Raw genomic sequence first — 13,390 nt, 5'->3', positions numbered from 1 at the left:
CCATGAGTTCCAGCAACCGGTTCCATTTCCTCGACTCCTTGCGCGGCTTCGCCGTCGCAGGCATTCTCCTCGTCAACGCCGCCGATCTCATGTACCTGGGATATGACGTCCCGGTCCGGCCCTTCCAAGCCGTCCCGTTGGCGGAGAACGTCCTGAACTTCCTGGTGGCGACCCGCTTCGTACCGATCTTCTCCTTCATGTTCGGAATGAGCATGGGGTTCGTCATCGATTCCGCGATCCGCCGAGGCGCCCCTGCCTGGAAGATCCTGCTGCGCCGCCTGGCCGCGCTCCTGGTGATCGGGCTGCTCCACTCGATCCTCTATCCCGGTGAGATCCTGCGCGACTACGCGGTTGCGGGAGCCATCCTCCTGCCATTCGTCCTCAAGGTCCCGCGCTCCGTGCGTCTGGTACTCGGTCTGCTGGCGACGGTCGGCGCCTACGCATTCACAGGAGGAGGGGCACTATCGCTGCCCGGGCTGTTCCTTCTGGGATCGGCGGCCCAGGCCTACGGCCTTCCGGCACGGCTCGAGCACGCCGACCGTCGGATCGGGGCGGCGACGCTCGTATTCGCAGCCGCCAGCGCGGCCGCGATCCCCTGGCAGGCCGCCGAGGGCGGTGATCCCAGGTTCTTCACGGCGGGCGGAGTCGCCGGAGGACTCATGGCCTGTCTCTATGTCTGCCTTCTGGCGCTGCTCTGGCGCACCCCGGTGCGGCGGGCCCTGAGCGCGGTATTCGAGCCCCTGGGCCGCATGGCGCTGACCTGCTACGTCACCGCTTCCTTCGTCATGGTGCCGGCGGGAGTGCTGCTCGATTCGCGCTCCACCCACGACGTGATTCCCGGTCTCATCGTCGCTGCCGCGGTTCTGCCCCTCCAATGGGTGTTCTGCCGTCTTTGGCTCTCCCGGTTCGCCTACGGTCCCCTGGAGTGGGCGTGGCGGTGCGTCACCTGGTGGCGGTGGGTTCCGTTGCGGCGCCCGCAATCGAAGCGACTCGATCCGGTCAGCTACGTGCCGACGACGACGGCCGGGATGGCGTAGCTCTCCGAATGCGTGAGCTCGACCATCCCGTGGAGGACCCGCACTTCCACCGCGTCGACCAGGTCAGTGCCAACAGGTGGAATCACCACGTCGTCGTCAAGACGATGGAGGCCGCACAGAGCGACTGGCTCAGAGACCTCATTCGCGCCGGTTACGAGTTCGCCGCCCGTTGAGCGCCCCTCAACGGCCACGCAACAGCGCCGGACAGCCGGCCATCCGCTCTGTAGCCCGAGTTCTTGGTTATCGGGGACGTACTTGTTGATCGAGGACTGCGTTGTCCCCCAAACGACTGGTGTCCGTCAGCAGTCGTTTGGGGGAAAAGTACGTCCTGGACGGAGAACGCAGTTCTCGATCCAGCTACGCCGCCCCTCACTCCCCTGGCGTCATCTCAACGAACCGGGCGAAGCGCGCGTAGTAGTCGTCCTGGAGGGACCTGAAGGTCTCTCGTAGGAACCCAGGCTCCTGCTCGTACTCGCTCAGGCCGCGGTAGTAGAAGGCCTTGGTCGAGTCGAGCACGATGAACGGCATGATGCCGTTGGCCAGGCACTGCTGGAACATGAGGATCCGCCCCACCCGACCGTTGCCGTCCTGGAACGGGTGGATGCTCTCGAAGCGGTAGTGGAAGTCGGTGATGTCATCAAAGGTCATGCTCGCCGGGGTGCGTGCGATGAGATCGTCGATGGCGAGCGCGACCTGCTCGGGCGCCACGGTCTCGCGCCCGCCCACCACGTTGGGAACGCGCTTGTAGTCCCCGACGGCGAATGAAGGCCGCCGCGCATCGGCGGTGCCCCGTTTGAGAACTCGGTGGTAGTCCTTCATCGTCTCGGCGGTGATCGGCTCACCGAGGCGGTCGATCATCTCATCGAACAGCTCGAAGGAGTTGACCGTCTCCACGACGTCGTCAACGGCGACGTTCTCCCCCGTAACGGTGCGGGTCTCGTAAATGAACCGGGTCTGCTCCTCATCGAGCCGGCTGCCCTCAATGCGGTTGGAGTTGTACGCCATGAGCACCTGGTTGAGGTGGTACAGGCCGCCCTTCATCCGCGTACGGCGCTGATCGCGCAGGGTCCGGGCGAAGCTGGGGGCGTCAATGGCGTACTCGTCAGTCATGACAACTCCTTCCTCACCGTCATCCTATGCGGTACATACCAGACCCTTCGGGCTCTCCCGGTTGCCTGGCCACCACCGACCTGCGGTAGCCTGCCACGGCCCGTAGCAACGGCTACCCGTCTGTCTGAAGGAGATCCTCGTGCGCGTCCTGGCCGCCCTGTCCGGTGGAGTCGACTCCGCCGTGGCCGCGGCGCGCGCCGTCGACGCCGGCCATGAGGTCGTGGGCGTCCACATGGCCCTGACCCGCAACCGCGCCCAGACCCGCACGGGCTCGCGCGGCTGCTGCTCCATCGAGGACTCCGCCGACGCCCGCTGGGCCGCCCAGATCCTGGGCATCCCCTTCTACGTGTGGGACCTGTCCGAGGAGTTCGAGGAGCGCGTCGTGGCCGACTTCCTCGACGAGTACCGCGCCGGGCGCACCCCCAACCCCTGCGTGCGCTGCAACGAGCGCGTCAAGTTCGACGCCCTCCTCGAGCGGGCCCTGGCGCTGGGCTTCGACGCCGTCGCCACCGGCCACTACGCGCGCCTGAGCGGCGGCGCCTCCTCCGGCCGCCCCGGTGACACCGAGGGCCTCACGCTGCGCCGCGCCGTCGACGCCGCCAAGGACCAGTCCTATGTTCTGGCCGTCTCCGGCCGCGAGGGCCTGGCCCGGGCCCTCTTCCCCCTGGGGGATGCCTCCTCCAAGGCGCAGGTGCGCGCCGAGGCCGAGGCCCGGGGCCTGCCGGTGGCCTCCAAGCCGGACTCCTACGACATCTGCTTCGTGGCCGACGGCGACACGCGCGGTTTCCTCACCCGCTCACTCGGCGCCAGCCAGGGCGCCATGGTCTCCCCCGACGGCGAGGTCCTGGGCACCCACCAGGGCTACTTCGGCTTCACCGTCGGCCAGCGCAAGGGCCTGGGCCTGTCCCGCCCGGCCGACGACGGCCGCCCCCGCTACGTCATCGAGACCCGCCCGGCCACCAACGAGGTCGTCGTCGGCCCCGAGGAGCTGCTCAGCCGCACCGTGGTCGACGGCGACGGGCTCATTCTGCTCGCCGATCCCGAGCCGCTCGCCACTCACCCGACCACCGGCGGCACCGATCCTGGCGGCTCCCCCGCCATCGGCTGGCAGGAGGCCAGCGTTCAGGTGCGCGCTCACGGCCGCCCGGTCCCAGCCAGGGTCCGCGTCGATGCGGCGCGGGGACTCCTGCACGCCGAGCTGACCGCGCCCCTGCGTGGCGTGGCCGCAGGTCAGAGCCTGGTCATCTACGGCGGCGCCGACGGCGACCGGGTCCTGGCCCAGGCGACCGTCGCCTCCGCTCAGGTCCCCAGTCACCCGGTCGCCTGACGTCCCACCCGGGCTGCACCGGATGCCGAAATGACGGCACATTCCTCCGGATATGCGTCGGCACAGCAAGACGCCTATCCACCAGTTGATCGGTCACCTATTCCGCCTCTCGTCCGGACTGTTCCCTTCTAGGCTGCGGTTATGTCTCCGTCTCCTGACTCCTCTGCTCCCGAATCCCCTTCCTCTGAGACCCCCTCATCCGCGACCCCACCACCTGCCGCACCGTCTCAGGGCGCTCCTGCCCTCGCCTCACCGCCCCCGGCCCAGCGGCGCCGTCGGGCACGGCTCGGGATCCTCAGCGCCGTCATTGCCCTAGTCCTGGCACTCGGCGGCGGAGGCATCTGGGCGCTGACGCGCAGCTCCGACCCGCTCTCCATGGTCAAGGCCCCGATCCTCAAGGCCCAGCAGGACCTGTCCAACCTCGGCAAGGAGCTCGCGGCGGCACCCTTCGACGCCAGCGGCACCGTGGCCATCACCAACAAGCAGCTGACGATCCTGCGGGTGATCGCCGATCGGCGTGAGACCCTGGTGGCTTTGAACCCGAGCTCATCGTCGTCCTACTCCGCCTGGCAGGTTCCCATCCCCGATAATCTGGCGGGTCAGTACCTCGACTGCCGGATGAACGCGAAGACCTTCGACTGCGGTGACCAGATCAGCATCGACCTGGCCTCGGGGGTCAACGCCCCCGCCAAGCCGTCGACCGTCTCCGCCGCCGCCCCCACGGCGCCGGCCTCACCGGTTGCGCCCCAGCCGAGTGATAACCGCTCGGCCGCTCCCGCCCAGACCGGACCCTCGACGATCCCCAAAGGCATGGCCCCCACGAACCCCGTGGTCGCCTCCCCCACCCCGTCCTCCGGTCCTGGCGCCACAGCGTCACCGAGCACCGCGACGTCGGGACCGGCACCCACCTCGGTGCGGCTGAGCGAGGCCCCCGGGGGCGGGACGCCCCTGTCGGTCAGCTCCGACGGCACCGTGAGTGTCAACGGGGAGAAGATTTCCGGCCTGAAGCTTGACGGCACTACGCCGGTGTGGGCGACCCGAGTCGAGGCGTCCCGCAAGCTCGTCGGTGCCAGCCTGCCGATGAGCCGTGAGGTCTGGGTGGTCAGTAACGGTGTCACGGTTGCCGGTCTGGACGGCAGCAGCGTGCTGTGGTCGAGCAAGCTCCCCGATGGTGCGGGCTCCCTCAACACCTTGGGCACCGAGACGGTGCCCCGCTGGCAGACCAGCAAGGGCGCCCTCGTCATGGCCTACCCGGACTCGCTGCGCGCCCTCGACCCGGTCGACGGGAGCACGATCTGGCGAGTCTCCACCCCGGTGACCTCGTGGGCGGCCGGTGACGGCTACGTCGTGGTCTTCAACGGCTCGACGACGTCAATCATGACCTTCGACTCCGGCTCGAGCTCGACGCGCGCCACGGCGCTGCCGACCTCGGCCCCGACCTCCACGGCCAAGCCCGCTCCCAGCCTTGAGGAGCTGGGCGGCGCCACCCTCGATATCCCGGCGGTCTGCGCCGACGGCTTCGCCTCCGTGGTCCGGGGCACGACGAAGTCGCAGGTGGTCGAGAAGATGAAGGATGAGAAGATCAGTCTCACCTTCTCCGGCGGCAGCGCGACCGGGCGGGGGCCAACGGTCCTGGCGGAAGCAACTCCACGGTCGCGATGAAGGAGGCGCAGCCGGGCTTCTTCGGCTCCTCCCCGGTGACGGTCGCGGTTCTGGAGTGCAACAGCGGCACTCCTGCGGCCTTCGACGTCATGGCCGCCTACAACGGCGACAAGCAGATGGTCGGCTCCCTCATCATGGAGGGCAGCAACGAGATCGGCTACAACCCGGCAACCCGTATGGACAACCTGCGCGTCGTGGGTGGAACCGTGATGTTCGACATGCCCCAGTTCATGGTCGCCGGGGACATGGACTGCAAGGCCTGCGCCGGTTCGGGGACAGCCGCCGTCGCCGCTCAGTGGGACGGTGAGTCCCTGGCGCTGTTCGACGTCGTCTACCACCTCCCGAACCAGGACATCCACCGCCCGTCACTGGTCAAGGTTCAGGCCGTCTACGACGCCCTGGCCGCCAAGGAGGACAGCAAGGTCACCGACCAGGTCGACTCCGCGGTGCTCTCCTCCCTGGATGAGCCGGCCGGCTCCACGCAGGCCGGTGACGCCACGGCGCGCAGCGCCTACCTGTCCAAAGGAGGCACGGTGGCCTCCTGCCTGCTGGCGGGACCCAAGGACTCGTTGTTCGGGACCATGGTGGTCACTGAGGAGCTGGCTCCGGGGTCGATCCTCTGCCCGATCACCTCGGAGGATCAGTCCAAGCCCTGGATGCAGCCGGTGCCCACCCGCACCGCCCAGCTCGAGTACGGGGCCTGGCTCACCCTCACCCCCAGTGGGGACGGCTTCACGGTCACCGGACTGGGGCACCGGAGGAGCTGACGCCCTGTGCGCGTTGTGGGGGTGCCCCGTCAATGAGACGACGGGGCACCCCCACAATGTCGTTGGAGAAGCTGCTCAGCCGCGCAGCCTGGCGAGCTCCTCGACGAGCTGGGGCACGACCTCGGTGACGTCGCCGACGACGCCGAAGTCGGCCATCTCGAAGATCGGGGCCTCGGAGTCATCGCAGACGGCGACAACCGTGCCGGCCCCCTGGATGCCGCTGGTGTGGTGGACGGCGCCGGAGACGCCCAGGCCGATGTACAGACGAGGGGAGATGGTCTCACCGGTCTGACCGATCTGGGCGCTGCGCTCGATCCAGCCCTCGTCACAGGCCACGCGGGTGGCTCCGACAGCGGCGTCGAGCGGCTGGGCCAGGGAGCGGACCAGGTCGAAGTCACCGTCCACGCCGCGGCCGCCCACGACGACGGTGCGCGCCTCGCTCAGGGCCGGACCGGAGGCCACGGAGGTGGCCTCGCGTGAGACGAGGCGCACGGCGGCAGCCTCGACGCTGATGGGGACCTCGAGGGGCTCGGCCGTCAGGGGCGCGCCCTCGGCCGTGGTGACCTCGGCGATCCCGGGGCGCACGGCGATGATCGGCGCGTTGCCGCCCGAGGCGACGCCGGCAGTGGTGGACCAGGAGCCGGACAGGACCAGCTTGGAGGCGCGCAGCTCGGCGCCGGAGGCGTCCAGGGCGGTGACGTCGCAGACGCAGGCCGAGCCGAGTACGACGGCGGCCCGCCCGGCCAGCTCCTTGCCGCGGTAGTCGGAGACGACCAGGACCGCGGCGGGCTGGACGGTGCCGGCGGCCGCCACGACGGCGTCGGCCGCGGTGGCGGGCAGGTGGGCGGCCTCGCCCAGGTCGGCGGTCAGCAGGCGGGTGGCGCCGGCGCCGGCCAGGGCCGCGCGGGCGGCCTCGCCCAGGGGCTGGAGGGCCAGGGTGACGACGTCCCCGCCGGTCAGCTCCCGAGCGGCGGTGAGCAGCTCCAGGCTGGGGCCGGTGGGGGCGGCCTCGGTGGTCTCGAGGTCGACGAGGACGAGCAGGGGGGCATCGAGCATGGGAATCAGCTTCCTTCGCGAGTGGTATGAGGCGGACGGGCGGCGCGACGGCGTCCAGCGCCCCTGCCGGAACGTGGGCGGGCGCTGCGGCCGGCCGTCAGACGAGCTTGTTCTCCACGAGCCAGGCGGCGAGCTCGCGGCCCGCCTCCCCGGCGTCGGTGCGGATGATGCCGGCCTCACGGGCGGGTCGGGCCTCGTCGTCGACGACTGCGACGGCCGGCTCAGCGATCTGGAGGCCGAGCTCGGAGGCGTCCCAGAAGTCGATCGGCTTCTTCTTCGCGGCGCGCATGGCGGCGAAATTGGGGTAGCGGGGCTCGTTGGCCTGGTCGGTGACGCTGACGAGCGCGGGCAGCGGCGCGCTGAGGACCTCGCGGACGGTGCCCACGGTGCGGGTGACGGTCACGGCGCCGCCGTCGACCTCGAGGTGGTTGGCCAGCGTCAGGGCCGGACGGTGCAGGGCGGCGGCCAGGGCGCCGGGCAGCATGGAGGTCATGGAGTCCAGGGAGGCCATCCCGGTGACGACCAGGTCGACCTCGCCGATGCGCTCGATGGCGGCGGCCAGGACCCGGGCGGTGGTGACGACGTCCGCTCCGGCCAGGTCGTCGTCGGCGACGACGACCCCGGAGTCGGCCCCCATCTGCAGGGCGCGGCGCACCCCGTCCTCAGCGTCCTCAGGCCCCATGGTCAGGGCGATGACCTCGCCGTCGGCCTCCTCGGCCAGAGTGACGGCGGCCTCGACGGCGTTCTCGTCGAGCTCGTTGAGGACATCCTCCTCGCCGCGCACGAGTCGACCGTCCTCGATGCGACGCTCGGACTGCACGTCGGGAACGTGCTTGATGCAGACCACGATTCTCATGGGCTCAAGGTTGCCATAACAGCGGCATCTCACCACTGAGCACTCAGTCACCCTGACACGGCGTCAGGACGAGGAACGGGACGACGAGATGATGACGACGCCGTCACGCCCAGTGACCTGAACGCGACGCGGCGCACTCCTACGAGGGAGACCTCACTGCCCTTCAAGTGGTAGCAACCGCCGGCCGCCAGGACAATGGGCCCATGTCTTCGACGCCAGAGCCCGCTCCAGCACCGCGTGCCGAGCTGCCAGCAGCTCCCGACCACAGCCTGGGCGTCGCTCTGAACGGAGACGGCGCGGACTTCGCGGTCCATGCCCCGCACGCCACGGCCGTGGACCTGTGCCTGCTGACCATGGGTGCCGACGGCGCCGTGGTGGAGGAGACCCGGATCGGGATGCACGGGCCCTCGCGGGGCCTGTGGAGCGCCCACGTCCCCGGCGTCGGAGCCGGCCAGCGCTACGGCTACCGCGCCCACGGGCCCTGGATCCCGCACGAGGGCCTGCTCTACAACCCCCGCAAGCTGCTGCTGGACCCCTATGCCCGCGCCCTGGACGGCCGAGTGGATCTGGGGCCGGCCGTCTTCGCCCACGAGGTCACTGACGACCTGGTTCCGGCGGCCGAGCCCTGGAGGCCCTCGCACCTGGACTCGGCCGGCAGCACCGTCGTCGGCGTGGTCACCGGCGACACCTTCCCGGTGGTTCCGGGGCCGCGCGTGCCCCGCGAGCGCGCCGTCATCTACGAGGCGCACGTCAAGGGCCTGACCTACCAGCTGCCGGGCGTGCCCGAGGAACTTCGCGGCACCTACGCGGGGCTGGCCCACTCGGTGACGGTCGAGCACCTCAAGGGCCTGGGGATCACCACGATCGAGCTGCTGCCGATCCACGCCTCGGTGAGCGAGCCCTTCCTGACCAAGCGGGGCCTGACCAACTACTGGGGCTACTCCACCCTCAGCTACTTCGCGCCCGAGCCCTCCTACGCCACGGCCGCGGCGCGTGCGGCCGGCCCGCAGGCGGTCCTGGACGAGGTGCGCGGCATGGTCTCCATGCTCCACGAGGTCGGCCTGGAGGTCGTGCTCGACGTCGTCTACAACCACACCTGCGAGGGCGGTGTCGACGGCCCCTCCTTGAGCCTGCGCGGCCTGGACAACCTGGACTACTACCTGCACGCCCCCTACCTGCCGGCGCAGTACATGGACGTCACCGGCACCGGCAACACGGTGGACTTCCGAGCCACCGGGGCGATCCGGCTGGTCCTGGACTCGCTGCGCTACTGGGTCACCGAGGTCGGCGTGGACGGCTTCCGCTTCGACCTGGCCACCACCCTGGGACGCCATGCCGCGGAGTTCTCGCCGCGCCACCCGCTGCTCACGGCGATCGCCACGGACCCGGTGCTCAGCACCGTCAAGCTCATCAGCGAGCCCTGGGACGTGGGGCCCGGCGGCTGGCGCACCGGCCAGTTCCCCGAGCCCTTCCAGGACTGGAACGACCACTTCCGCGACACCACGCGCTCCTTCTGGCTGCATGACGCCTCAGAGATCTCCAAGGGCCGTCTGGGCTCGGACCTGCGTGACCTGGCGACGCGCCTGTCGGGCAGCGCGGATCTGTTCAGCCACGGGGAGTTCCCCGGCGGTCGCGGCCCGCTGGGCTCGGTCAACTTCGTGGCGGCGCATGACGGCTTCACCCTGCGTGACCTGGTGGTCTACGACCACAAGCACAATCTGGCCAACAAGGAGGACAACCGCGACGGCAACTCCAACAACCGCTCCTGGAACCACGGTTTTGAGGGAGACGTCGTCGAGGGCATCAACGGTGGCCCGATCGAGGTGCTGCGCCGCCGGTCGATGCGCAACCTGCTGGCCACCGTGCTGCTGAGCGCCGGGACCCCCATGCTGGTGGCCGGTGACGAGATGGGACGCACCCAGCAGGGCAACAACAACTGCTACTGCCAGGACTCCGTGCTCTCCTGGGTGGACTGGAACCTGGAGGTCTGGCAGCGCGACCTGGTCACCACGACGCGCTTCCTCGTCCACCTGCGCCACACCCACCCGGTGGTGCGCCCCTCGCGCTTCGCGACCGGGCAGGTCCTGGAAGGCGACGCGATCGCGGATCTGGCCTGGTACCGGGCGGACGCCGCACCGATGGACGGGGACTCCTGGCACGACCCGCACACTCGCGTGGTCCAGATGCTGCGCTCGGGCCGGCCCTGGAACGACGACGACATGCTCGTGGTCATCAACGGCGCCCTGGACCAGGTCGACGTCGTCCTGCCCGAGGGCCGCGGAACCGACTGGCACCTGGCCTGGGACTCGACCTGGGCGGTCCCCCAGCCTCATACCGTCCCCTTCTCCCAGGCACGGCGCGTGAGCCGAAGCCCCCGGGGCACTCAGACCGACGTCAGCATCGAGGCGGATGACGCCGGCGAGGTCAAGGACGTCAAGGCCGTGGCCAGCAGCTCCGAGGGCCACCCCGTCGAGAGTCTCACGACCTGTTATCACGACCGCCCGGGCGACACGACGATGCTGGAGGCGCTGACCCTGCGGGTCTACTTCTCCGGTGAGCCGCTCGAGACCCTCAAGGCAGGTCCCCAGACCGAACAGGCTGAGGCGGTCAGTGCGGTCTAGGGTTGCCGCACCAGACAGTTGATTCGGCATAGGCTGGTGCCCGATGCTGACGTTTCCTCCCCCTGTTGAACGTGCCTGGGACCGTCTGCGGCCGGACCTGGCAGGACTGGTCCTAGGCTCAGTGTTCTTCGTCCTGGCACTGACACCGTCGCTCATCCCCCGCGACATCCTCTTTCAGGGGGTGGCCTGCGGACTGTGCGCGGCGACCGGTTACCTCGTAGGCGTTTGTTTGTCGTGGAACTGGCGTACCTGGGTGAGCAACGTGGTGCAGATCCTGTGGGAGGCCAGTGGCAGGAGCCTGCCGTCCTGGGTGCCTCGCTGGAGGCGACGGGTGGAGATAACGCTGAGCGTTATCGTGGTGCTGGGGCTCAACGCGATTCTGCTGCAGGCGGTCCATTGGCAGCAGCAGGTGGCTTCCCTGACTGACTACCGCGCTTACACGCCCACGCAGTACCTGTTGGTCTTCCCCGTGGGCTTCAGCATCTGGATAGCCCTGGTCATGGTGGGGCGCGGCTTCCTGCGCCTGGAGGCCTGGCTGAAGCGGCACCTGCCTCAGCGACTGCCGCTGCCGGTGCGCTCGGCATCCTCCTGGATCATTGTGCTCGTGCTGGTATTCACGCTGGTTAACCAGGCGATCCCCGGCATCATCATCCGGGGCGCGGAGTCGGCCTTCTCCGTGCGCAACAGTGCGGATCCGCCTTCGACGCCGCGGCCGACGGCGGCCGAGCGCTCGGGCTCGCCGAAGTCACTCGTGGCGTGGGAGTCCCTGGGGACCTACGGCAAGCGTTTCGTGGGCCGGGGCCTGAACGCACAGGGCCTTGAGAAGGTGACCTCCCGGCCGGCCAGTGAGCCGATCCGTGTCTACGCCGGGTTGGAGAGCGCGGGGAGCGACCAGGCACGGGCCGCACTCGTTGTCGAAGAGCTGAAGCGCACCGGGGCGGCCTCCCGCTCGGCCATCATGATCGCCCCGACGACGGGGACCGGTTGGGTGGACCCGGTGGCGGCTCTGTCACTGGAGGTGCTCTACGACGGCGATACGGCGATCGCGGCCGCCCAGTACTCCTACCTGCCCTCAGGCGTGCAGTTCATCGCCGACACCGACAAGGTCCGGGCCTCTGGCAAGGCACTGGTGACGGCTGTCGTGGCCTGGTGGAAGACGCTTCCGGAAAACGACAGGCCCCGGCTCCTGCTGTATGGGGAGTCGTTGGGAGTGCTGGCCGGTGAGGCCGCCTTCGACAACCTGGCCGACATCCTGGACTCGGTCGACGGCGTCCTGTGGGTGGGCCCGCCCAACTCCTCGCGACTGTGGCAGGACCTGGTGACACGGCGCGATCCGGGCACGGGGGAGGTAGATCCCACCTACTCGGCCGGCCTGACGGTGCGCTTCGCCCAGGACCAGGCGGATATGGAGGCCTTCGCCGGCGACGCCACCTGGGGAGACCAGAGGATCCTCTACATCCAGCATGCGAGCGACCCGGTGGTGTGGTGGTCGCCGAGGCTGATCCGTCAGACGCCGGACTGGTTACGGGAGCAGCCCGGGAAGGATCGCTCCCCCACCATGCGCTGGATGCCCTACATCACCTTCTTCCAAGTGAGCGCGGACCTGCCGCGGGCGATGAACGTGCCTGCTGGGCACGGGCACCGCTATGGTGCCGAGATCCTCGATGGGTTGGCCCTGGTCAGTCATGACAGCTCTTTCACTCCCGAGCGCGTCGCCCAGGCCCGCCAGGAGCTGAAGCGCGCCCTGGCCGCCCAGCCTGCCGATAGCTGAGCCGGGGCAGGGCGACGCCGGCCCCAGTCCGTCGCAGCACCGGCACCCCCTAGGATGAGGCCATGACTCAGACTTCCACCGCGGCCGAGGAGGCCCTGGCCAACGCTACCAATGACGCCTCCCTGGCCCGATCGATCGCCCGCTCCGCCGAGATCGAGGCCGATATCGCCGTCAACCCCGGCCGCTACCGGATGTTCACCGGGGTCCGCCCCACCGGGAACATGCACCTGGGCCACTACTTCGGCACCATGCACTCCTGGAAGACGATCCAGGACGCGGGCGTGGAGACCTGGATCCTCGTGGCCGACTACCAGGTCATCACCGACCGCGACGGCGTCGGCCCCATTCGCGAGCGGGTTCTGTCCCTGGTCACCGACGCCCTGGCGGTGGGCGTGGACCCGCAGCGCTCGACGATCTTCGCCCACTCGGCGGTCCCCGCCCAGAACCAGCTGATGCTGCCCTTCCTGTCCCTGGTCACCGAGTCCGAGCTGCACCGTAACCCCACGGTGAAGTCCGAGCTGGAGGCCACCGACGGGCGGGCCATGAGCGGCCTGCTGCTCACCTACCCGGTCCACCAGGCCACCGACATCCTCTTCTGCCAGGCCAACCTCGTGCCCGTCGGGAAGGATCAGCTCCCCCACCTGGAGCAGGCCCGGCTCATCGCCCAGCGCTTCGACAAGCGCTACGGGCGGGCGGTCAAGGACCACCCGGTCTTCCGCCGTCCCGAGGCGCTGCTCAGCCAGGCCCCGATGCTGCTGGGCCTGGACGGGGAGAAGATGAGCAAGTCGCGCCGCAACACGATCGAGCTGCGCATGAGCGCCGACGAGACCGCCAAGGCCCTCAAGAAGGCCAAGACGGACTCCGAGCGCGTCATCACCTACGACCCGGTCAACCGGCCGGAGGTCTCCAACCTGTTGATGCTGGCCTCCCTGTGCGGGGCGGGCGCTCCCGAGGAGATCGCCGAGCGCATCGGCGACGGCGGCGCGGGCACGCTCAAGAAGGTCACCACGGAGGCCGTCAACGAGTTCTTCGCCCCCATCCGGGCCCGTCGCACCGGGCTGGCGGCCAACGAGGACTACCTCCTGGAGGTCCTGCGGCAGGGCAATGCCCGGGCCAACGAGGTCGCCACCAGGACGCTCGACGACGTCCGCACCGCCATGCAGATGAACTACTGACGACCTGT

Annotated in this window: 11 protein-coding genes; 8 read left to right on the top strand and 3 right to left on the bottom strand. The window is 69.5% G+C overall.

Going from position 1 to position 13,390, the window contains the following annotated elements; all coding sequences use genetic code 11:
• Positions 1-2: 2 nt before the first annotated feature.
• Together BKH32_RS10265 and BKH32_RS13955 are read left to right on the top strand one after the other, a co-directional pair.
• The gene (locus tag BKH32_RS10265) at positions 3-1,037 is read left to right on the top strand and encodes a DUF418 domain-containing protein (RefSeq protein WP_075249946.1); all 1,035 of its coding nucleotides are present in this window, start codon (positions 3-5) and stop codon (positions 1,035-1,037) included.
• An 8-nt stretch (positions 1,038-1,045) separates the two neighbouring features.
• A complete protein-coding gene (locus BKH32_RS13955; RefSeq protein WP_256691615.1) occupies positions 1,046-1,210 on the top strand; it encodes a DUF5655 domain-containing protein in 165 nt (54 codons plus the stop codon).
• Between the two features lie 196 nt (positions 1,211-1,406).
• Here BKH32_RS13955 and BKH32_RS10255 read toward each other — a convergent pair whose 3' ends face one another.
• Positions 1,407-2,147: a Fic family protein gene (locus BKH32_RS10255; RefSeq protein ID WP_075249944.1), complete on the bottom strand. Its 741-nt coding sequence runs from the start codon at positions 2,145-2,147 to the stop codon at positions 1,407-1,409.
• 139 nt (positions 2,148-2,286) lie between these two features.
• Between BKH32_RS10255 and mnmA the strand changes: the two genes are divergently transcribed.
• The 3 genes from mnmA to BKH32_RS14490 all read left to right on the top strand — a co-directional run bounded on the left by mnmA (position 2,287) and on the right by BKH32_RS14490 (position 5,903).
• Positions 2,287-3,474: a tRNA 2-thiouridine(34) synthase MnmA gene (mnmA, locus tag BKH32_RS10250; RefSeq protein WP_075249943.1), complete on the top strand. Its 1,188-nt coding sequence runs from the start codon at positions 2,287-2,289 to the stop codon at positions 3,472-3,474.
• A 141-nt stretch (positions 3,475-3,615) separates the two neighbouring features.
• The gene (locus BKH32_RS10245) at positions 3,616-5,136 is read left to right on the top strand and encodes a hypothetical protein (protein ID WP_256691614.1); all 1,521 of its coding nucleotides are present in this window, start codon (positions 3,616-3,618) and stop codon (positions 5,134-5,136) included.
• The gene (locus tag BKH32_RS14490) at positions 5,133-5,903 is read left to right on the top strand and encodes a hypothetical protein (RefSeq protein ID WP_256691613.1); all 771 of its coding nucleotides are present in this window, start codon (positions 5,133-5,135) and stop codon (positions 5,901-5,903) included. The genes BKH32_RS10245 and BKH32_RS14490 overlap by 4 nt, the downstream gene beginning before the upstream one ends.
• A 75-nt stretch (positions 5,904-5,978) precedes the next feature.
• On the opposite strand, the gene BKH32_RS10240 is transcribed toward BKH32_RS14490, so the two are convergent.
• Together BKH32_RS10240 and BKH32_RS10235 are read right to left on the bottom strand one after the other, a co-directional pair.
• Positions 5,979-6,959 (bottom strand): electron transfer flavoprotein subunit alpha/FixB family protein, encoded by a 981-nt coding sequence (locus BKH32_RS10240; protein ID WP_075249942.1) that lies wholly within the window; start codon positions 6,957-6,959, stop codon positions 5,979-5,981.
• 97 nt (positions 6,960-7,056) lie between these two features.
• Positions 7,057-7,815 (bottom strand): electron transfer flavoprotein subunit beta/FixA family protein, encoded by a 759-nt coding sequence (locus BKH32_RS10235; protein ID WP_075249941.1) that lies wholly within the window; start codon positions 7,813-7,815, stop codon positions 7,057-7,059.
• A 203-nt stretch (positions 7,816-8,018) separates the two neighbouring features.
• Here BKH32_RS10235 and glgX point away from each other — a divergent pair, with 203 nt between their 5' ends.
• From glgX to trpS, 3 genes are all read left to right on the top strand, one after another.
• Entirely contained in the window at positions 8,019-10,436 is a 2,418-nt protein-coding gene (glgX, locus tag BKH32_RS10230) for a glycogen debranching protein GlgX (protein ID WP_075249940.1), read from the top strand.
• A gap of 43 nt (positions 10,437-10,479) precedes the next feature.
• Positions 10,480-12,207 carry an alpha/beta hydrolase gene (locus BKH32_RS10225; RefSeq protein ID WP_075249939.1) on the top strand — a complete coding sequence of 576 codons (1,728 nt, stop codon included), beginning with the start codon at positions 10,480-10,482 and terminating at the stop codon, positions 12,205-12,207.
• A 62-nt stretch (positions 12,208-12,269) separates the two neighbouring features.
• Entirely contained in the window at positions 12,270-13,382 is a 1,113-nt protein-coding gene (gene trpS / locus BKH32_RS10220; protein WP_075249938.1) for a tryptophan--tRNA ligase, read from the top strand.
• Positions 13,383-13,390 lie beyond the last annotated feature (8 nt).

The sequence above is a fragment of the Actinomyces oris genome, assembly GCF_001929375.1.
Classification (GTDB): Bacteria; Actinomycetota; Actinomycetes; order Actinomycetales; family Actinomycetaceae; genus Actinomyces; species Actinomyces oris_B.
The sequence above is the reverse complement of the archived record's forward strand: the minus strand, read 5'-3'. Positions and strand labels throughout refer to the sequence as shown.